Raw genomic sequence first — 18,822 nt, 5'->3', positions numbered from 1 at the left:
GGCCAGGCCCTGACCGGCCGGGTCGGGGAGCCGCCGATGCGAGGGGGCTTGGCATCATGGGTCCATGAGCGAAATCAACGACCCCGCCCCGCGATCCGTCGAGCTGACCCGCACCGCCACCGGCCACTACACCGCCCGCAACTCCGAGGGGGCCGAGATCGAGTTCGGCCGCGGCGAGGGCCTGCTGACCCCCGTGGAACTCCTGCTGGCCGCCATCGCCGGGTGCTCGGCCATCGACGTGGACGTCGCGACCTCCCGCAGCGCGGAGCCCTCGGAGTTCCGTGTCGAGGCCACAGGACGGAAGATCCTCGAGGAGAACGGCGCGAACCGCCTGGAGGACCTGCACCTCTCCTTCCACCTCGCGTTCCCCGACGACGCCGGCGGCCGCAAGGCCGCCGGCATGGTCGAACGCCTCGTCACCCTCTCCCACGACAAGTACTGCACGGTCTCGCGGACGGTGGAGCACGGCACCCCCGTCGGCCACGACGTCAGCGTCGGCGTCGGCGTCGACGGTGCCGCGGGCGAGGCCCCGTAGACGACCGCACGGGGGCCCTGCGCGGTCGGCACTGCGCGGTCGGCACTGCGCGGGAGCGCTCGGCGGGGGCTCCTCCGGTGCTGCCGCCGGCCCGCGGACCGGACGGGGCAGGAGGGGCACCCTCCTGGTGTTCACCGAGCGGTCATGTGCCCGCCGCCCGGGCGGGTCAGGATGACCACGCCTACACTGCGCTCAAGAGACCCTGACCGGAGAGGAACGGCCGATGCCCGACGGAAAACGGCAGTGGATGCCCGCCGACCAGTGGGCCGTGCGGGAGAACCTGCGGGAGTTCATCGACCACCTCACCCAGATGGGCTACACCGTGCCCCACGGGCACGAGGAGGACCCGGACCTGATCGACCCGGGGGGCTCGGCCGTGGAGACCTGGCGGGAGGACCACCCCTACGACGAGCTGATGAGCCGGGAGGAGTACGAGCTGGAGAAGTACAAGCTCCAGATCGAGCTGCTGAAGTTCCAGTACTGGGGTCAGGACCACGACCTCCAGCACGTCATCGTGTTCGAGGGCCGGGACGCCGCCGGCAAGGGCGGGACGATCAAGCGGTTCACCGAGTACCTCAACCCGCGCGCCGCCCGGGTCGTGGCCCTGACGAAGCCCTCGGACCGCGAGGCCGGGCAGTGGTACTTCCAGCGCTACATCCGCCACCTGCCCACCGCCGGGGAGATGGTGCTCTTCGACCGCTCCTGGTACAACCGCGCGGTGGTGGAACCCGTGATGGGCTTCTGCACCCCGCGGGACTACGCGTGGTTCATGGACCAGGCCCCGGTGTTCGAGAAGATGCTCGTGGACTCCGGCATCCACCTCACCAAGCTCTGGTTCTCCGTGACCCAGCAGGAGCAGCGCACCCGGTTCGCGATCCGCCAGATCGACCCCGTGCGCCGGTGGAAGCTCTCCCCGCAGGACCTCGCCTCCCTGGACCGGTGGGAGGACTACACCGAGGCCAAGGAGGAGATGTTCCTGCGCACCGACACCGACCACGCCCCGTGGACCACGGTGAAGTCCAACGACAAGAAGCGGGCGAGGATCAACGCGCTGCGCTTCTTCCTGGACCAGTTCGACTACGAGGACAAGGACCCGTCCGTGGTCCACCCGGCCGATCCGCTGATCGTGCGCCGCGGCCGCGACGCCGTCGGCGACTGAGCCCCGCGGCGTGGAGACGTGGCCGGCGCTGGTCGCCGGGATCGGCTCGGGACTGGTCGGCGGGTTCTACCTGGCGTTCTCCCTGGTGGTGATGCCGGCGCTGCGGCGCCTTCCCGGCGGTGCGGCGGCCTCGGCGATGATCGCCGTCAACCGGGCCGCGGTGCGGGCGCCGTTCCTGGTGCTGTTCTTCGGCACCGCCCTGGCCTGTCTGGTCGTGGTCGGCACGAGCGTCTCCGCACCCGGCGGGCCGCTGCGCGTGCTGGGTGCGCTGGCGTCCCTGGCGGGCTGGGTCCTGACCGTGGCGGTCAACGTCCCGCTCAACGCCCGGCTGGCCGGCACCGATCACCGGACCGTGGTGTGGTCCGCCTACCCGCGGCCGTGGACGCGGGCCAACCACCTCCGGGCGGGACTGTCCGTGCTCGGCGCCGTCGCCCTGCTGCTGCCCGTCCCCTGATCCGGCCCCCGGTCCGGCCGGGCCGCGGACGTCTTCCCGCCCGCGGACCGGGTCCGGGCGGTCAGCCGGTGTTGCGCAGGCCGGCGGCCACCCCGTTGATGGTGATGAGCAGGGCCCGCTGCAGGCCCTCGTCGACCTCCCGGCCCTCGGCGTCCTGCTCCCGGATCCGGCGGAGCAGCTCCACCTGCAGGTAGGAGATGGGATCGAGGTACTGGTCCCGCACCTCGAGCGTCTGCTTCAGGGTGGGGTTGCCGTCCAGCAGCTCCGCCTGCCCGGTGAGCCGGGCGAGCTCGTCGAGGGTGAGCTCGTACTCGCGGCGGATCACCTCGAACACGTGCTGGAGCCGCTCGGGCACCAGCGCGCGGACGTAGTGGGCGGCGATCTCCAGGTCGGTCTTCGCCACGGTCATCTCCACGTTGGAGATCACGGAGCTGAAGAAGTGCCAGCGCTCCAGCATGGTGCGCAGGTCCCCCTCCATCCCCGCCTCGCGGGCGGCGCGCAGGCCCGAGCCCACCCCGAACCAGCCGGGCACGATCTGGCGGGACTGCGTCCAGCCGAACACCCACGGGATCGCCCGCAGCCCGGACAGGCCCTTGTCCGACGACGGGCGCTTGGCCGGGCGGGAGCCGATGTTCAGCGCGCCCAGCTGCTCCACCGGGGTGGCGGACAGGAAGTACTCCGGCAGGTCGGGGTCCTCGACCAGGCCCGTGTAGGAGGCGAAGGCGGCGTCGCTGACCACGTCCATGACCTCGCCCCACCGGTCCAGCTCCTCCTCGGTGGAGCGCGGGTCCTGGTGCAGCGCGGTGGCGCGCAGCACGGCGGCCAGGGACAGCTCGAGGTTCTCCCGGGCCAGGGCGGGGAGGGAGAACTTGTCGCTGATCACCTCGCCCTGCTCCGTGAACTTGATCTCGCCGGCGAGGACGCCGCTGGGCTGGGCGAGGATCGCGTCGTGGGTGGGACCGCCGCCGCGGCCCACGGAGCCGCCGCGGCCGTGGAAGAGCCGCAGCCGTACGCCGTGCCGGGCGGCGACGTCGCGCAGCCGGCGCTCGGTCCGGTGGATCTCCCACCGGCTGGTCATCACCCCGGACTCCTTGTTGGAGTCGGAGTAGCCGAGCATGACCTCCTGGATGTTCCCGCGCGCCGCGACCACCCGCCGGTAGGCCGGGTCGGAGAGCAGCTCGTCGATGACCTCCGCGGAGCGCCGCAGCTCCCCGACGGTCTCCAGCAGCGGCGCGAAGCCGAGGGTGGCGCGGTCCTGCTCGCCGGTGAGGTCCACCAGCCCGGCCTCGCGGGCCAGGATCACGGGGGCCAGGATGTCGTCCGCGTCGCGGGTCATGGACACGATGTAGGTCTCGACGATCTCCTCGCCGTAGGTCTCCTGGGCCCGGGCGATCTCCCGGAAGACCGCGAACGTCCGGTCCGCGTCGCCGTCGAGGTGCACGGCGCCCGTGGACAGCCCCGGCGGGGCGAGCGGGCGGCGGCCGGCGAGCTCCCCGGCGAGCACCGCGGCGCGCGCGCCCCGGTCCATGTCCGCGTACGGCTGGTCCAGCTCGCCCAGCCGGTCGAGCAGCTGCCCCACGGCCTCGTGGTGGGCGTCGGCGTGCTCGCGGACGTCCAGGGTGGCCAGGCCCAGGCCGAAGCCGGCGATGGTGCGGGTCGCCGCGGCGAGCGAGCCGTCGGCGGCGAGCGCGCCCGCGTGGTGCCGCAGCGAGCGGGCCACCACGTCGAGGTCGGCCACGAGCTCCGCGGTGGTCCGGTAGTCCCGGCCCGGCTCGTGGACGGTCTCCTCCGCGAACCGGCGGCGGGTGTTGATCAGCTTGGCCTTGATGCAGGTGAGCTTGAGCCGGTACGGCTCCTGCGCGTTGAGCTCCAGGACCCGCGGGTCCAGGCCGGGCAGGTGGGCCACGTCCCGCTCCACGGACTCGCGGAGCTCGGGGTCGACCTCGACGATGGCGGTGGAGGGGGACAGCCGGGAGACCAGCACGTCCAGGAAGCTCAGGGCGATGTCGACGGCCGCCTGCCCCTGCAGCTGGAGGACCCGGCGGGTCATCTCGGGGGTGACGTTGGGGTTGCCGTCCCGGTCCCCGCCGATCCAGGACCCGAAGCGCAGCGGCGGGGGGCCGGCCGGCAGGTGCACGTCGTGCTGCGAGAGCTGGTCCTCGAGGTCCGCGAGCAGCACGGGCATGGTCTCGGTGAGGACCTCCCGCAGGTAGTACAGGGCGTTGCGGGCCTCGTCGAGCGGGGTGGGGCGGTTCTGGCGCAGTTCGTCGGTCTGCCACAGGAGCTCGATCAGCTCGGCGAGGCGCCGGTCCTGGCTGCGGCGCGCGGCGGAGCCCTCGGCGGTCTCGCGGGCCAGGATGTCGGAGAGGTGCCGGATCTTGGTCAGCACGGAGCGCCGGGAGGCCTCGGTGGGGTGCGCGGTGAACACCGGCCGGACGTCCAGGCTGCCCACCGCCTCGCGCAGGGCGTCGGGACCGGCCTCGGCGGCGACGTCGGCGACCGCCGCGGCGAGCCACCCCTCGTCCTCGGGGCGGCGGTCGAGCACGCGCACGCGGTGCACCTGCTCGGCGGCGTTGGCCAGGTGGAAGTAGTGGGCGAAGGCCCGCACCAGATCCGTCGCCCGGTCCAGGGGCAGGGAGCCGAGCAGGTCGCGGACCTGGCCCGCGGCGTCGTCGGCCCCGGAGGCCTTGGCGTCCTTCGCGTCCTTGGTGAGCCGGCGGACCTGCTCGACCAGCTCCAGCAGCTCCTCGCCGCGCTGACGGGCCAGGGTCTCCCCCAGCAGGGTCGTGATGCGGCGGACGTCCGCACGCAGCGGGGCGTCGATCACCTCGGCGCGGTGGCGGTCGGGGGCGGCGGTCCGGTCGTGCTGAGTCGTCATGTCGCGGCTGCTCCTGGCTGGTCGGTCGTCACGGGTGCGCGCACGACCGACGAGCGGTCGCGCCGTCGGTGCCTACCGTGCCAGCCTACCCCGGGTGATCCACGTCGCACGGGCCGCCCCGGGGAGGCCCCGCGGGGGACGATCCCTGGAAGCCCGTGCCGGACGGGGCAGGGAGCGGTAGGTTCGGCGGTGAGCACACCTCGCGCGCGCCAGGAGGCACAGGCCATGAGCCAGCACCCGCACGGTCCCGGCGGCCCGCACCGTCCGGGCGGCGGGCCGCCCCCGCGGCTCCCCGGCGGACCGGGTCCCGGCACGGTCCCGCCCGGGCCGCCGATGACGGCCCGGCTGCGCCTGCTGCTGCGGCTCACCCTGCTATCGTTCGCGGTGAACGTGGCGGACACGTTCGTGCAGGCGGTCGGGTGCCCCAGCGCCCAGCTCCCCGGCATGGAGGACCTGGTGCGGGTCCCGGGGCTCCCCGGCGCCGGGCTGTCCGCCGTGCTGGCGCTCCTCGGCGTGGTGCTGACGACGGCCCTCTACGCGCTGGTCTGGTTCCCGCTGCGCGAGCAGCTCCAGTGGGGCTGGATCCTCGGCATCGTCTTCTGCTCCCTGGCCGTGCTCGGCGACCTCTTCGACCTGGCGGTGTTCCTCCTGGGCGGGCACCTGCTGCCCGGGCTCAGCGCCACCGTCCTGGTCGCGGTCAACGTCGTGTGGCTCGTCGTGGCCGGCCACCCCGGGGTGCGGGCGGCGCTGCGCTGACCGGATGAGGAGCGGCCCGGGCGGGACGCGGCCCGGGGGCGGTCAGGCGCCGGCGGTGACCGGCGGGGCGGCCGACCAGGGGAAGACGATCCAGTCGTCGGTGGCCTTCCACAGGTAGTCGGGCCGGATCACGGAGCGGGGCTTGCCGTAGATGACGGCGGAGCGCGCCTCCGCGCCCAGGCCGCGCAGCAGCTCCAGCACCAGGGCGAGGGTCCGCCCGGAGTCCGCCACGTCGTCGACGACGAGCAGCTTCCGGCCCGCGATGGACTCGGTGTCCAGCATCGGGGCGAGCAGCACGGGGTCCGGCAGGGTCTGGTGGACGTCGGTGTAGAACTCCACGTTGATCGCGTCCGAGAGCTTGACCCCCATCGCGTAGGACAGCGCACCGGCCGGGAGCAGACCGCCGCGGGCCACCGCGATGATGATGTCCGGCAGGAAGCCGCTGTCCACGACGCTCTGGGCGAGCTCCTGGGTCGCTTCGCCGAAGCGTTCCCACGTGAGGATCTCCTTGCCCTCGAGCTCGAGTGCGTCCGCGTGATAGGCCATGCGCCTCAGGCTACCGGAGCCCCGGAGCGGGTGGAGCCGGGCGCCCGAAGGTAGTAAGTTCACTGATCTGATCGTTGTCCACCGGAGTCCCTCGCGGGGCTCCCCCCGTACCGGAGAGGACGCCATGACCCAGCACCCGGCGCAGGGCCGCACCGCCCTGCTCGTCATCGACATGCAGAACTCGTACTTCGACTTCCCCGAGCTCGAGGAGCAGCGGGAGCCCGTGACGGAGAAGGTCAACCAGCTGATCCGGGCGGCCCGCGACGGCGGCTGCCCGATCGTGCTGATCCGCACCCAGCACGAGCGGGACGGCTCCACGTGGACCGTCAACATGCACGACGACGGGCAGGGCTTCGCGTTCCCCGGCACGGAGCAGTCCGAGTACGTGGCCGGTCTCGACACCGAGGGCGGGACGGGGCTGGTCAAGACCCGGGACAGCGCGTTCTTCGACACGGACCTCGCGGCCCGGCTGCGCAACCTGGGCGCCACCCACCTGATGCTCTGCGGGATCTCCACGCACAGCTGCGTGGCCCAGACCGCGATCGACGCGTTCGCCCACGACTTCCGGGCCTCGGTGGCCCGGGACGCCGTGGCCTCCGAGAACTCGGAGCTCTCCCGCGCGCTGCTGGCCTTCCTCGAGGACGAGATGCGCCAGGACATCCTGCACCAGGACGACGCCGTGGCCCGGCTGCGGAGCTGAGCGCAGTCCCTCCTCCGGGCCCGTCATGTCGTCGTGCGTCGGGCCCTCCCCCCTCCCGTTCCGTGGCGGCCCCGGCCCGGGCCCGGTGCCACAGGGTTTTCTCAAGTGCGCTTTTGCATATTCGCGCTATCAGCACCGCCGCTACTTGAGGAGACATCATGAGCACCTCCACCGGGCCCCGCGAACTGCTGCGGGACCCGCCACAGCACCCCCGCGGCCGCCGCACGGTCGCCGCCGCCGCCGCGCTCCTGCTCGGCGCCACCGGCATCAGCGCCTCGACCGCCGCCACCGAGGTCGTCCAGCGCAACCCGGGCGGCCTGACCGCCGTGGGACCCGTGAACACCGAGCACGGGTTCCCGGCCTGGTACGAGGACAGCAGCAAGGTCCGCACAGAACTGTGCCTGGACGGCGACAACCCGCTGTGCGCCTTCCCGCCGGGGGACGTCCCCGATCCGCTGAAGCCCATCTCCTTCCCGGACAACTTCCCCGGCGAGGCCTTCTACATGCTCGCCGGCTCCGAGGTCCAGATCCCCGGCGGTGGGGACGCGGTCCTCACCCTCGCCCTGGAAGCCGCCTTCGCCAACGAGAACCCGGTCCCGGGGGACCAGGTCGTCTTCTCCCGCCAGCGCATCGACGTGGACGACGCCGCGCCCAACACCACCCTGACCTTCCAGCACCCCTACGGCACCGTGACGGTCGACACCGACGAGCGGGGCCGCGGGCGCCTGGTGGAGGATGTCTCCCCCGCCATCGGCAACTTCCAGACACCGCTCAAGGGGGACCTCGGACCGTTCCTGAAGTGGGACGCCGGGGCTCCCGAGGGCTACCTGGGCAACCCCGACGTGGAGCACACCGTGACGGGCAGCCCGCTCGGCACGAACTTCTTCGAGGTGAAGACCTCGGACGGCGCCACCGCCCGCAACGACCAGTTCTCCGTGATGGGCAAGATCTCCACCAACACGGGCGTGCAGGCCGACCGGGCCGTCGTCGGCGGAGGCCACCTCGACGTCTTCGCCACCAGCCGCGGGGACCAGCTCGAGGTGGTCGGCCAGGACGGGGTCTTCGCGACCACGCCCATGGAGAAGGACGAGGGCGACTCGGAGCGCGCCTACGCCCGCATCGCGTACACGGGCGCCGCTCCGGCGACCGTGACGGTCCGGAACCTCGGGGACAAGCCCGTCAGCAGCGCCGAGGTCGCCGTCACCGACGTCTCGGTCGCCACGGCCGCGACCTACGACGGCACCGCCCTGACCGTCGAGGCGACGTCATCCTCCGGGACCGCCCCGGAGGTCACCGGCTTCGGGAAGCTCACCGCCACCGGCACCGCGAACGTCTACAAGGGCTCGTTCCCCACGCTCGCTCCCCCGGTCGAGGCCACGGTCTCCACCTCCGGGACGAGCCGGACCACCGTGCCCGTGGTCGTCACGGGCGGGGAGGCCTCCCCGGTCGGCGAGGACCCGATCGATCCCTCCCCGGACCCCGGTCCCGTCACGGACGGCACCACCCCGGACAACCCGGATGTCGAGCAGCCCGCGGCCACCGCGGCCGTCGCGGCCCTGCCCGGCTCGGTGGCCCGGGGGATGGCCACGGAGCTGGACGGCAGCGGCTCCGCCAACGCGGCCTCCTACGAGTGGTCCCAGCTGAGCGGACCCGAGGTGACGTTCAGCGACCGGACCGTGGCCAGGCCCAAGGTCGTGGTGCCGTTCTTCACCACGGTCTCCGCCACGGCGCCCGCCGCCGCCGACCAGGACCCGGTCCTCCAGCTGGTGGTCAAGAACGCCGCCGGGGTCGCGAGCTCCCCCGCGACGATCACGCTGAAGAGCGACGACGTGGTGACCGTCGCGGCGGCCTCGCGCCACCGGGTCGGCAAGGAGCTGCGGCTCACCGGCACGGCGCTCGTGCCCGGTGCACCGTCCCTGCTGAACCCGGCGACGTCGGTGAACATCTACAACACGACCTCGGGCACGCCGGTCAAGGTCGGCTCCGCCCCGGTGGACTCGCTCGGCAACTGGGAGTACCGGGCCAAGCCCGGCCCGGGCCAGCGCATCTCGAGCGTGCTCGTGCAGTCCACGCGCGGCGGAGAGGCGAGGGGGGTGGTGGGCACCGGATGAGCATCTGAGACAGCGCTCCCTCCAGCCGGCCCGTGCTCCGACCCCCTCGGAGCACGGGCCGGCCCCTGGGTGCGCTCCCGCCCGGACGGGGGCCGGCCCCCGCAGGGACCGGCGGCCGAGGGGTCAGGGGGCGCAGCAGGAGCAGCCGGGGCCGCACGCGCCGGCGCACCCGTCGCCGTCCTCGTCGTCACCGACGAGCACCGCCGCCGGGGTGCAGCAGGCGTCCCCCCGCCAGGCCTCCAGCCCTTCCTTCACGGCGAACCCGGCGATGACCAGGGCGGCCAGCGGGTCGGCCCAGGACCAGCCCAAGGTGCTGTTGAGCAGCAGTCCGACCAGCAGCACGGCCGAGAGGTAGCTGCAGATCAGGGTCTGCTTGGAGTCGGCCACCGCCGACGCGGAGCCCAGCTCCCGGCCGATGCGCCGCTCGAACCAGGACAGCAGCGGCATGATCACCAGGCTCACGGCGGCCAGTCCGATGCCGACCGGGGAGTGCTCGGGCTCGGCGGCCCCGAGCAGGGTGCGCAGCGCATCGACGGTGACGAAGGCGGCCAGGCCGAAGAAGGAGAACGCGATCACCCGCAGGGCCACCTTCTCCCGGCGGTGCGGATCGGGAGCGGCGAACTGCCAGGCGACCGCCGCCGCCGAGAGGACCTCGACGACGGAGTCCAGCCCGAAGCCGATCAGCGCGGCGGAGGAGGCGATGGTGCCGGCGGTCAGGGCGACCACGGCCTCGAAGAGGTTGTAGGTGATGGTGCCGGCCACGATCAGGCGCACCCGCCGGTGCAGGACCGCCCGGCGTGCCGAGGTGAGGGGGCCCGGCCCCAGAGTGCGGGAGCTCATGCGCAGGTGCATCCGGCCGGGGAGCAGCAGGTGGGGTCCACGGTCACCACCAGCTCCAGCAGGTCCCCCAGCGCCGGGCCGAGGCGGGGATCGGCCAGCCGGTACCAGGTGCTGCGCCCCTCGGCGGAGGCCGTCACCAGCCCGCATCCGCGCAGGCAGGCGAGCTGGTTGGACATCACCTGCTTGGACACGCCCAGGGCCCGCGCCAGCTCCGAGGGACGGCCCGGGGCGTCGCGCAGGGCCAGCAGGATCTGGAGGCGCGTCTCGTCGGAGAGGGCGGCACCCAGCCGGGACAGCGCCGACGTGTGGGTGGGGGCGACGGAGGACATGCCCTCACGGTACACGCCTCCGTGTACTCACGGCAGGCGGGTCAGGCGCCCCCGGGGTCCTCGTCCTCGGGGAGCTCCCCCTCGGGGTGCTCGTCCTCCGGCAGCTCGACCTCCGGGTCCTCGACCTCCGGGTCCTCGGCCTCGGAGCCGGCGGGCATGTTCTCGAGGGCACCCGCCATCTCGAGGAAGTCGCCGCACTCGAACGGTGTCCTCGCAGGTGCCCACCCGGTGGGGGCGTTGAGGAACGAGGAGCGGTCCAGGGAGAGGATGCCGAGGATGACCTCCGCGATGATCCTCCCGCCGACGGGGCCCAGCGTCCTGCCGCCGAGCAGCTCCGCCTCCTTCAGGATGTAGTACCAGAGCGGTGCCCGGCCGTTCCAGCCGGGGTCCGTGAGACCGAGCCTGTCGTTGGGGATCGGTGCCACGCCCATGGCCTTGGCGACGTCCTGGCCGGCCGGCAGGCCCAGCCGCTTGCCCCGCAGCAGGTTCCGGTGGGCCAGGGAGAGGATGGCGCCGTCGACGTGCTGCACCACGGTCGGCGGGAGCTCGTTGAGCGGGAGCGCCAACTTGGTGTCGATCAGCCGCGTCATGTTGCGGTCGTCCGGCTCGCTCATCCCGGGGACGTCGAAGAAGTAGTTCCAGTCGGCCCGTGCGATGGTCGGCAGCGGGCGGGACCCGCGGAGGTCGTTCGCGGGGTGCCCGAAGAAGGGAATGGTGACCGCGTCGTGCATCTCGTACTCGGCGCGGATCATGCTGTGGCCGAAGCGGTAGGCGGCCACCGAGTACTCGATGGGCATCATGGGCCGGGTGGGATTGCCGGGTCTGTAGAACTTGCAGTCCACCCCGGTCGGTCCGCCCCTGCGCGGCTTGAGCATGCCGGCCACCAGACCCCTGCCCACCATGCGGGGCAGGAAGTCGTGCACGATCAGCCACTGGTAGTGCCACCGGGTCATCTGCTGCGCCTCCTGGAACGTCCTGCCCTCGTCCACGAACCTGTTGTGCAGCTGCAGGAAGGTGAGGTGGAACTGGGCGACGATCAGGTTCTCGTCGTTGCGGTGGTCCCCGATGATCGCGGTGCCGTCCGCGTTGCGCGGCAGGTCCGGGAAACCGTCGTGGTTCCGCCCGATGCGCATCCGGCGCCGATCGGCCGGGTCGTAGAGCTGGGGGTCGGCGGCCGGCCCCCTGCCGTAGACGGAGCCCAGCTCGAAGAAGGGGGTGTCGAAGTTGGTGAGTCCCTTCGGGTCCAGGTCCTGCTGCGGCATGGGCGTCTTGTCGAGCGTCATGTCGTGGTCGATGAACTGCCCCAGATAGGCGTAGCCGGCGGGAATGTCCGGATTGTCGAACCCGTCGTTGCTCAGCGAGACGTCGGCCAGCGGCGGGGTGCGGTCGACCATCTGCTGCGCGAGGTCCGCCAGCAGGTCGTCGCTCGGGGCGAAGGCCGGGAGCTTCTTGAACATGACCCCGAAGCGTCCCTCCTTGGCCCGCCCCGCGGTGACCGCGATGTCGGAGCCGCGCGGCGCCCCCGTACCGTGGCCGGACCGGGCCGCGCTCAGCACGCGAGCCGCGGCAGGACCCGTGGGCGCGGGGACCTTGGGTGCGGGAGCCTTGGGCGCGGCATGGGCCTGCCCGGTGACCGGCAGCGCGGCCAGGCCGGCCATCACGCCGGTGAGGACGCCTCTGCGCGAGATGCCCTCCGCCGCCGTCTCCTCCGGCACGCGGATCCTCTTCGTGGTTTTCATCGGATGCCCTTCTCCCCCAGCTGGTGCATGTGCAAACAGACAACGGTGCGGGTCTTGGAAATACCTTGCAGATGCCCCGTTCATGACATGGAGGAGCGGGCCCGGGACGAGGGGAGTGGCGAGCCCCGGGCCCGCTGGTGCGGTTGCCGCCGAGCGGCGGCGGGCTCAGGGCCGGGGCAGCAGGACCGTGGCTTCCAGGTCCTCTGCGGGAACGGTGCCGAAGTGCCGGGAGTCGACCGACACCCCCCGGTTGTCGCCCATGACGAAGACGTGTCCGTCGGGGACGGTGACCGGACCGAAGTAGGTGCCGTCGATCCGGCTGTGGTCGACGAACGGCTCGTCGACCGTCCTGCCGTCGACGACGAGGAGGGAGTCCTCGATCGCCACGGTCTGTCCGCCGGTGGCCACCACCCGCTTCACGGTCATGCTGCCGTCGTCGGGGTGGGGGAAGACGACCGCGGTGCCCGCGGACACCGCGGCGGGATCGGGATCGAGCTTCAGCAGCAGCGCCACGCTCCTCTGCCCCACGGTGGGCTCCATGCTGTCCGAGGCGACGACCACGGGTTCGATCAACCAGGCCCGGGTGGCCAGGACCAGGACCAGGCCCAGCAGCACCGCCCAGACCGTCCGCGACCCGATGGGTCGGTGACGTGTCCGGTCCGGCTTCTGCCGGGTCGGGACGGGGGCCGGTCTCAGCTGCACCATGTCAGCTCATCCTCTCTTCTCGGAACAGCGGGTCCGCTGCGCCCGGGCGGCTGGTACGACAGGTGCACGTCATCTGCCGGCCCTCGGATCCTTGGTCTGCCCCTTCTTCCCGGACTTCTTGGTGGGCGTGGGCGACGGCGAAGGCGACATGGACGGCGACGGTGAGGCGGACGGCGACGGCGACGGTGAGGCGGACGGCGACGGCGACGACGTGGCCGACGGCGAGACTGACGGCGAGGGCGAGGCCGACGGCGAGGGGGACGGCGTGGGGGAAGGAGTGGTGCTGCTCGTTCCCGCCGGCACCGCCGGGTCCGCCGTCATCGGATCGTTGGGGTCCGGGTCCACGGACTCGCCGACCCGGTACTGCGCCATCATGTCGTGGTCCTCGTGGACGAGGTTGTGGCAGTGCACCATGTACCGGCCCTTGTGGGGTCCGAACTTCATGAGCAGCCGGACGGTCTCCCCCTCGCCCACGTAGACGGTGTCCTTCGGCCCCTTCTCGTAGGCGAACGGAGCCCGGCCGTTGCGTCCGATGATCTTGAAGTCGATGAGGTGGATGTGCATGGGGTGGAACCACCCGCCCGAGGAGTTCTCGAACTCCCAGATCTCCGTGGCCCCCAGCTCGACCTCCGCCATGACCTTGCGGTAGTTGCTGGCGATCACGTCCGCCCACGTCTCCCCGTCGATCGTCCAGGTGCTGTCGTCGCGCTTCACCCGGAAGTGTCGTCTCCTCGTCGACTGGCTCTCCTGCAGATCCATCACCTCGCTGCCGACGAGAGCGGTGGGAATCCGGTTCCAGGTGGGGTCGGACGTGTCCACGGGCTCGTCCACGACGTCGAAGGCCATGATCTTGTTCGTGAAGTCGTAGTCGACGTTGTTGTCGTTGGACAGGTTCTGCAGTTCGATCCGCTGTCCCGTCCTGTACTTGCTGAAGTCGACGAGGAACTCGTAGCGCTCGGCGCTGGCGTGCCGGTACTCGCGGACCGACTGGGCACTCGGCATCAGCCCCCCGTCCGTGGCGACCATGACGAGCGGGTCCCCCGTGCTGAGCCGGGGCCGGAAGGACCGGGAGATGCAGCAGTTGAGGAAACGGAACCGGTAGACCCGCTTCTGCACCTTCATGACGGGCCAGGGCCTGCCGTTCACGAGGATGACGTCCCCCCACAGCCCCGACCGGCTGTTGTCGTCGTAGCCGAGAGCTCCGTTGGCGGCGAACATCGCGTCGGAGACGGTGAGCGCGACGTCGTACTTCCCCCGCGGCAGGAGCCGCTCCGAGTTGGCATCGTGCATGTGGTACTGCCCCGCCAGCCCCGAATAGGCGTTGAGCGCGGTGTGGTGGACCCCGTGGTCGTGGTACCACAGGGTCCTGGCGCCCTGGAAGTTCGGGTACTTGTACGTCTTCTGGAACCCCGGGCGCGTGATGTCGCTGGCATAGCCGTCGTACTGGGGCAGCGACGCGGAACCGTGCAGGTGGGTGGACGTGTCCAGGCTGTGACCGTCCAGGGCGTGCTGGCGCGGCAGCTTGTTGACCACGGTCAGCTCGACCTTCGTGCCCTGGTAGACGTCGATCGTAGGGCCCGGGAAGATGCCGTTGTAGCCGAGAATGGGCGTCAGGAGACCCGCCTTCGGCAGGATCTGGGCCGAGGCGGCCTGCTCCGTGACCGTGTAGTACTTGATGGGCTTCCCGTCGACTGGATCGATCGTGGGCCGGCCGAGCGGGTCGTCAGCACCGAGAACGGGCGCCTGGGCGAACTCGGTCCGGAACGGCCTGGGCATCAGGGAGTCGGCGAGCGCGCTCGCCGACTTGGCGTTGACCGCTGTCGTCGGCACACCCAGAGCCGCCCCTGCGACTCCCAGCCCGCCCAGCAGCAGGACGTTTCTTCTCGAGACGGCCATGATGTTGCTCCCCCTTGGATCGGGACCGTTGCGCTCCGCGCGGTCCCGCGTTCTGGTCATGACATGTGGTGGAACGACCTGCCCCCCGACCGGGTCGTTCCGTGCGGTCAGCGTCCTCTGCTGCCGCTGTGGTGTTCGGTACCCATCGAGAGGCGCACGTCGCCGGCTCCGGCGAGAGTCAGTTCGAGGGCTTTGTCGGGCACCTCGAAGACCAGCTCTGCCTGCACGGTCTCGTTCTGCGCGAGCGGAGCCTCGGAGGGCGACGCCCAGACCACCTGCAACGTGCGGCCCCCGAGCCGTTCCACCACGTAGTCGTCGGCGTTGAAGTCCAGGCCTTCGGGCTCCATCGCGGTGAGCTCCAGCAGGACGATCACCAGGTGGGCGCCGCTCGGAACGTCTCCGCTGAGCTCCGCCGGCACGTCCCGTCCCTCCTGGGCGACGAACTGCGTGTACGGCATGACCCCGTTGAGACGCGCGAGCCCTCCGGGCACGGACCCGGAGGCTCCGAGCATGGTGCCCGGCTCCTTCTCCGCGGAGAGGGCACCGTGCGCCAGCACCAGAAGGACCGCCAGCAGGAACAGCGCCGGCGGCATCCAGCGGTGGCGTCCCCGCCGGGCCGGCGGGGTGTCGATGACGGCTGTTGATTCCTGAGTGGTCATGACCCCACGGTCGGCACGGAACCTTGGAGAAACGTTGCGGTGCGGACCGATCACCTCCGCACGTCGTCAGCTCGGGGGACAGTCGCCCCGTGTTCATGACGTTCCATGTCGCAGATCGGTGCCGGTGAAGGCTGCGGTCGGGCCCGTCCGGCCCTCGGGGCGGGCTGCTTCCAGGCGGTCGAGGCCCGGACTCCCGGGGGCCGGCGCCCTGTGCGCCGGTCATTCCCTTTGGCACACCCCTCAGATGGGGGGGTGCCCCACCCCCCATCCGGTGCTGTTGGCCGAGGGGGGCCGCCCGCCACAGTGGAGGCACTTCGGGGGGAGTGATCACGATGGATGTTTCTACTGTCGACGTTCGAACCGCAGCCGGTGCCACGGGGGCCAGGCTGTCGGTGCAGGTCATCGGTCCGTTGGTGGTCCGGTGCGGGAGCCGGACCCTGACGTCCAAGGAGCTGGGGGGTCCCCGGCAGCGGCGGATCCTCGAGATCCTCCTCCTGCACCTGGGGACACGGGTGTCGAAGCAACGACTCGTCGATCTGCTGTGGGGGGACGACGCACCCGCGGCGGCTTCCGCGAACCTGGAGAGCTACGTCAGCGTTCTGCGCCGGCACCTCCAGCCCGGTCAGGGCAGGAACGGTCCGCTGAGGACCACGAACGGCGGCTACGTCATCGACGCCGCCCTGGTGGATCTGGACCTGCCCCGCTTCGAGCGGCTGCTGGAGACTGCGATGCGCTCCTCCGCCCGCGAGGCGGATCTGCTGCTGCACCGCGCGCTGGGCATGGCCTCGGGCTCCCTGCTGGAGGACGAGCAGGACTGCGAGTGGATCGAGTCCCAGCGCAGCGCCTTCGCGGCTCGAGTGACCGAGGCCCGTGTGCTGCTGGCCGAGGCAGACCTCGAGCTGGGCCGCTGCGAGGAAGCCGTGGCCCAGGCCCGGAAGGTGGTCGCGGCCGACCCGTTGAACGAACGAGCCTGGACCGTGCTCGTGCTCGGGCTCGAAGGGGCTGGGCGCTCGGTCGAGGGCCTGCAGGCCTACGAGCAGTGCCGGTGGACCCTGGACCACGAGCTGGGATGCGCTCCGTCCGGGGTGCTGCAGTTGGCCTACACCCGCATGCTGCAGGCCACGGCCGCGACCGGCGACGAGCTGGGCCAGGCCCTGACGGCCCTGCTGGTGCTCCACAGCCGGGCCGGCGACCCCGACTGGATCCCTGGCGCCCGCGTCCCGCTCGCCCGGCAGGAGGCGGTCTCGGTGCTCCAGGCCTTCCTGGGCCGCAGCCTGAGCACGGTCGCATAGGGGGTGGAGGCATGAGCTGGTGCAGCCGACGGCGTTTACGAACCGAATGTCCCCTTGTCAACCCCCAAACAGATGACACCCGCCCGCTTGGTGTCCATGATTTGCAATCGGCATACTACCCACACGTAGTACAGGGGTTGCCGGGGGGCTGGTCCAAGATGGACGCTGACATTGCGGAGGGGCGCGCGGCGCGCACCTCGATCCTGGTGGTGGACGACCACACCACGTTCGCGGAGCTGCTGACCGGCGCGCTGGGCCAGGAGCCGGACCTGTGCAGCGTCGGCGTGGCCGACGACGTCGAGTCGAGCGTCCGCCTGTGCGCGGCGCTGCGGCCCGATGTGGTGGTCATGGACTACCACCTCGCCGGCGGCAACGGGGTGACCGCCTCCGCCCGGATCCTCCGGGACCGGCCGGGGACACGGATCGTCATGCTCACCGGTGACCCCACCCAGCACGTGCTGGAGGCCGCCGCGAGCACCGGGATCTGCGCGTTCCTGCCGAAGGACGGCTCGCTCGCGACCCTGCTGGAGACCATCCGCAGCGCCCGCTGCGGCACGATGGCGGTCCACCCCTCACTGCTCGCGACCACGGATCCGGCCCGCCGGCCGGACCCCGGGGTGCCGGCGCTCACCCGGCGCGAGCTGCAGGTCCTGCGCCTGATGGCCGAGGGGCACAGCGTGGGCGCGAACGCACGACTGCTGAACATCACCCCGAACACCTGCCGCGGCTACGTGAAGACGATCCTCGTCAAGCTGGGGGCCCACTCCCAGCTGGAGGCGGTCGCCGTGGCCTCGAGGCTCGGCCTGCTGACGGTCCGGTCATGAGACGCCTGCTCTCGCACGTGGGCCGCGCCGACCCGGGGGCTGCGGTCGTCTTCGACGACTGGCCGCTGCCCCCGCCGGCCCCGCCGACCGACCGGTCCGAGGTGCGGGCCGCCGTTCGCAGGTTCCTGCTCACGGGACTCGTGGTGCTGCTCGTCGCCGCCGTGCCCACCACCTGGTGGATCCGGGCCGTCGCCGAGGAGCACGCCGTGCAGCACGTCCTGCGCGTCACCCAGCGGCTGGCCACCCACGCCGTGGCGCCCCTGATCACCGACGACCTGCTCGCGGGCGACGCGGCCGCCACGGCCCAGCTGGACGTGCGGATGCAGCCCTGGCTCGACGACGGGACCATCCACCGGATCAAGATCTGGGACGATGAGGGCACGATCGTCTACTCCGACGAGCACGAGCTCGTGGGGCAGAACTACGGCCCGCCCCCGTGGGACGAGGACCTCGTGGCCCGGGGCGAGGGGGTCGCCACCATCGAGCACCAGCAGGCGGCGGAGAACTCCCACGAGTCCGGCGCGGGGCAGCTGGTCGAGGTCTACGTGGGGTTCGTCCCCGCCGGCGGCGAGCAGCTGGTCCTCGAGGCGTACTACGACGACTCGATCGTGCGGGACGAGCAGCGCTCGGTGCTCATGGGCATGGCGCCGGCGCTGCTGCTGACCCTGGCGCTGTTCCAGCTGGCGCAGCTCGCCCCGGCGGTGGGTCTGGCCCGCCGGATCCAGGACCACCGGACGGCCCGCGCACAGCTGCTCCAGCACGCCGTGGACGCCGCCGAGCTGGAGCGGGTGCGGGTCGCCCGGGACCTGCACGACGACGTGATCCAGGACCTGGCCGGCCTGTCCTACTCCCTGGAGGCCCAGGAGATGACGGCTGACGTCCCGGAGCAGCGCAGCGCGCTGGGCCGGTCCCGGACGATCCTGCAGGGCAGCCTCCGCACCCTGCGCGGGATCACCACCGCCCTGTACTCCCCGGACCTGCTCACCCTGGGACTGCCGAAGGCCCTGGCCCGGCTCGCGGACCCGCTGGCCCAGCGGGGGATCGACACGTCCGTGCAGATCGGTCCCGCGGTGTTCCTCACCCCCGAGCAGGAGGGCATGTTCCTGAAGGTGGCGCGGGAGGCGTTCGCGAACATCTCCAAGCACGCCCACGCGTCCACGGTGAGCCTGCGGCTCGGCGTGGAGCACGGCGCCACGGTGCTGACGATCAGCGACGACGGCACCGGCTTCGACGACTCCCGGGGCTCCCCCGAGGGCCATCTGGGCCTGCGAATCATGCGGGACATCGCCGACGCCGCGGGGGCCGCGCTCGAGGTCCGGTCGCAGCCGGGCGTCGGGACCACAGTGCTGGTCACCCTGCCCCACGACGCGGTCACGACGCGGCTCTGAGCGGCCCGCCC

At 71.9% G+C, this 18,822-nt stretch carries 17 protein-coding genes; 9 read left to right on the top strand and 8 right to left on the bottom strand.

The window, feature by feature from the left end; all coding sequences use genetic code 11:
- Positions 1-64: 64 nt before the first annotated feature.
- The 3 genes from ACP7CD_RS16590 to ACP7CD_RS16580 all read left to right on the top strand — a co-directional run bounded on the left by ACP7CD_RS16590 (position 65) and on the right by ACP7CD_RS16580 (position 2,148).
- Positions 65-535 carry an OsmC family protein gene (locus ACP7CD_RS16590; protein WP_284563192.1) on the top strand — a complete coding sequence of 157 codons (471 nt, stop codon included), beginning with the start codon at positions 65-67 and terminating at the stop codon, positions 533-535.
- Between the two features lie 223 nt (positions 536-758).
- Positions 759-1,694 carry a polyphosphate kinase 2 gene (ppk2, locus tag ACP7CD_RS16585; RefSeq protein WP_272027412.1) on the top strand — a complete coding sequence of 312 codons (936 nt, stop codon included), beginning with the start codon at positions 759-761 and terminating at the stop codon, positions 1,692-1,694.
- 10 nt (positions 1,695-1,704) lie between these two features.
- The gene (locus ACP7CD_RS16580) at positions 1,705-2,148 is read left to right on the top strand and encodes a DUF1772 domain-containing protein (RefSeq protein ID WP_284563191.1); all 444 of its coding nucleotides are present in this window, start codon (positions 1,705-1,707) and stop codon (positions 2,146-2,148) included.
- 61 nt (positions 2,149-2,209) lie between these two features.
- On the opposite strand, the gene ppc is transcribed toward ACP7CD_RS16580, so the two are convergent.
- Positions 2,210-5,026 carry a phosphoenolpyruvate carboxylase gene (ppc, locus tag ACP7CD_RS16575; protein ID WP_284563190.1) on the bottom strand — a complete coding sequence of 939 codons (2,817 nt, stop codon included), beginning with the start codon at positions 5,024-5,026 and terminating at the stop codon, positions 2,210-2,212.
- A 225-nt stretch (positions 5,027-5,251) separates the two neighbouring features.
- Between ppc and ACP7CD_RS16570 the strand changes: the two genes are divergently transcribed.
- Positions 5,252-5,782 (top strand): hypothetical protein, encoded by a 531-nt coding sequence (locus ACP7CD_RS16570; RefSeq protein WP_284563189.1) that lies wholly within the window; start codon positions 5,252-5,254, stop codon positions 5,780-5,782.
- A 42-nt stretch (positions 5,783-5,824) separates the two neighbouring features.
- On the opposite strand, the gene ACP7CD_RS16565 is transcribed toward ACP7CD_RS16570, so the two are convergent.
- Entirely contained in the window at positions 5,825-6,328 is a 504-nt protein-coding gene (locus tag ACP7CD_RS16565; RefSeq protein WP_017832986.1) for a phosphoribosyltransferase, read from the bottom strand.
- A 124-nt stretch (positions 6,329-6,452) separates the two neighbouring features.
- On the opposite strand from ACP7CD_RS16565, the gene ACP7CD_RS16560 reads away from it, so the two are divergent.
- Positions 6,453-7,028 carry a cysteine hydrolase family protein gene (locus ACP7CD_RS16560; protein WP_426120654.1) on the top strand — a complete coding sequence of 192 codons (576 nt, stop codon included), beginning with the start codon at positions 6,453-6,455 and terminating at the stop codon, positions 7,026-7,028.
- A gap of 158 nt (positions 7,029-7,186) precedes the next feature.
- Positions 7,187-9,139: a hypothetical protein gene (locus ACP7CD_RS16555; protein ID WP_284563187.1), complete on the top strand. Its 1,953-nt coding sequence runs from the start codon at positions 7,187-7,189 to the stop codon at positions 9,137-9,139.
- Between the two features lie 123 nt (positions 9,140-9,262).
- Here the strand turns inward: ACP7CD_RS16555 and ACP7CD_RS16550 are convergent, their stop codons facing one another.
- The 6 genes from ACP7CD_RS16550 to ACP7CD_RS16525 all read right to left on the bottom strand — a co-directional run bounded on the left by ACP7CD_RS16550 (position 9,263) and on the right by ACP7CD_RS16525 (position 15,307).
- The gene (locus ACP7CD_RS16550; RefSeq protein ID WP_284563186.1) at positions 9,263-9,979 is read right to left on the bottom strand and encodes a cation diffusion facilitator family transporter; all 717 of its coding nucleotides are present in this window, start codon (positions 9,977-9,979) and stop codon (positions 9,263-9,265) included.
- A complete protein-coding gene (locus ACP7CD_RS16545; protein ID WP_095649956.1) occupies positions 9,976-10,308 on the bottom strand; it encodes an ArsR/SmtB family transcription factor in 333 nt (110 codons plus the stop codon). The genes ACP7CD_RS16550 and ACP7CD_RS16545 overlap by 4 nt, the downstream gene beginning before the upstream one ends.
- A 41-nt stretch (positions 10,309-10,349) precedes the next feature.
- On the bottom strand, positions 10,350-12,047 hold the full coding sequence (locus ACP7CD_RS16540) for a peroxidase family protein (RefSeq protein ID WP_284563185.1): 1,698 nt from the start codon (positions 12,045-12,047) through the stop codon (positions 10,350-10,352).
- Between the two features lie 165 nt (positions 12,048-12,212).
- Positions 12,213-12,752, bottom strand: coding sequence for a signal peptidase I (gene lepB, locus ACP7CD_RS16535; protein ID WP_284563184.1), 540 nt, complete (start codon positions 12,750-12,752; stop codon positions 12,213-12,215).
- Between the two features lie 69 nt (positions 12,753-12,821).
- Positions 12,822-14,708, bottom strand: a complete 1,887-nt coding sequence (locus tag ACP7CD_RS16530; protein ID WP_284563183.1) for a multicopper oxidase family protein — start codon at positions 14,706-14,708, stop codon at positions 12,822-12,824.
- Between the two features lie 47 nt (positions 14,709-14,755).
- Entirely contained in the window at positions 14,756-15,307 is a 552-nt protein-coding gene (locus tag ACP7CD_RS16525; protein ID WP_284563182.1) for a hypothetical protein, read from the bottom strand.
- A 332-nt stretch (positions 15,308-15,639) separates the two neighbouring features.
- Here ACP7CD_RS16525 and ACP7CD_RS16520 point away from each other — a divergent pair, with 332 nt between their 5' ends.
- The 3 genes from ACP7CD_RS16520 (at position 15,640) to ACP7CD_RS16510 (ending at position 18,811) form a co-directional block, all read left to right on the top strand.
- Entirely contained in the window at positions 15,640-16,599 is a 960-nt protein-coding gene (locus tag ACP7CD_RS16520) for an AfsR/SARP family transcriptional regulator (protein ID WP_426120653.1), read from the top strand.
- A gap of 158 nt (positions 16,600-16,757) precedes the next feature.
- Positions 16,758-17,423: a response regulator transcription factor gene (locus ACP7CD_RS16515; RefSeq protein ID WP_052132837.1), complete on the top strand. Its 666-nt coding sequence runs from the start codon at positions 16,758-16,760 to the stop codon at positions 17,421-17,423.
- On the top strand, positions 17,420-18,811 hold the full coding sequence (locus ACP7CD_RS16510; protein WP_095649875.1) for a sensor histidine kinase: 1,392 nt from the start codon (positions 17,420-17,422) through the stop codon (positions 18,809-18,811). The genes ACP7CD_RS16515 and ACP7CD_RS16510 overlap by 4 nt, the downstream gene beginning before the upstream one ends.
- Positions 18,812-18,822 lie beyond the last annotated feature (11 nt).

It is taken from the genome of Kocuria sp. LHG3120 (assembly GCF_049897445.1).
Lineage (GTDB): Bacteria > Actinomycetota > Actinomycetes > Actinomycetales > Micrococcaceae > Kocuria > Kocuria rosea.
Note: the sequence above shows the minus strand (reverse complement) of the source record. Positions and strands in the feature narration are given on the sequence as shown.

What these genes read in the sequence shown, in the direction of transcription:
- ACP7CD_RS16590 (WP_284563192.1), top strand. Translation starts at nt 65, where the DNA reads ATGAGCGAAATCAACGACCCCGCCCCGCGATCCGTCGAGCTGACCCGC.
- ppk2 (WP_272027412.1), top strand. Translation starts at nt 759, where the DNA reads ATGCCCGACGGAAAACGGCAGTGGATGCCCGCCGACCAGTGGGCCGTG.
- ppc (WP_284563190.1), bottom strand. Translation starts at nt 5,026, where the DNA reads ATGACGACTCAGCACGACCGGACCGCCGCCCCCGACCGCCACCGCGCC.
- ACP7CD_RS16570 (WP_284563189.1), top strand. Translation starts at nt 5,252, where the DNA reads ATGAGCCAGCACCCGCACGGTCCCGGCGGCCCGCACCGTCCGGGCGGC.
- ACP7CD_RS16565 (WP_017832986.1), bottom strand. Translation starts at nt 6,328, where the DNA reads ATGGCCTATCACGCGGACGCACTCGAGCTCGAGGGCAAGGAGATCCTC.
- ACP7CD_RS16560 (WP_426120654.1), top strand. Translation starts at nt 6,453, where the DNA reads ATGACCCAGCACCCGGCGCAGGGCCGCACCGCCCTGCTCGTCATCGAC.
- ACP7CD_RS16555 (WP_284563187.1), top strand. Translation starts at nt 7,187, where the DNA reads ATGAGCACCTCCACCGGGCCCCGCGAACTGCTGCGGGACCCGCCACAG.
- ACP7CD_RS16550 (WP_284563186.1), bottom strand. Translation starts at nt 9,979, where the DNA reads ATGAGCTCCCGCACTCTGGGGCCGGGCCCCCTCACCTCGGCACGCCGG.
- ACP7CD_RS16545 (WP_095649956.1), bottom strand. Translation starts at nt 10,308, where the DNA reads ATGTCCTCCGTCGCCCCCACCCACACGTCGGCGCTGTCCCGGCTGGGT.
- ACP7CD_RS16540 (WP_284563185.1), bottom strand. Translation starts at nt 12,047, where the DNA reads ATGAAAACCACGAAGAGGATCCGCGTGCCGGAGGAGACGGCGGCGGAG.
- lepB (WP_284563184.1), bottom strand. Translation starts at nt 12,752, where the DNA reads ATGGTGCAGCTGAGACCGGCCCCCGTCCCGACCCGGCAGAAGCCGGAC.
- ACP7CD_RS16530 (WP_284563183.1), bottom strand. Translation starts at nt 14,708, where the DNA reads ATGACCAGAACGCGGGACCGCGCGGAGCGCAACGGTCCCGATCCAAGG.
- ACP7CD_RS16525 (WP_284563182.1), bottom strand. Translation starts at nt 15,307, where the DNA reads ATGACCACTCAGGAATCAACAGCCGTCATCGACACCCCGCCGGCCCGG.
- ACP7CD_RS16520 (WP_426120653.1), top strand. Translation starts at nt 15,640, where the DNA reads ATGGATGTTTCTACTGTCGACGTTCGAACCGCAGCCGGTGCCACGGGG.
- ACP7CD_RS16515 (WP_052132837.1), top strand. Translation starts at nt 16,758, where the DNA reads ATGGACGCTGACATTGCGGAGGGGCGCGCGGCGCGCACCTCGATCCTG.
- ACP7CD_RS16510 (WP_095649875.1), top strand. Translation starts at nt 17,420, where the DNA reads ATGAGACGCCTGCTCTCGCACGTGGGCCGCGCCGACCCGGGGGCTGCG.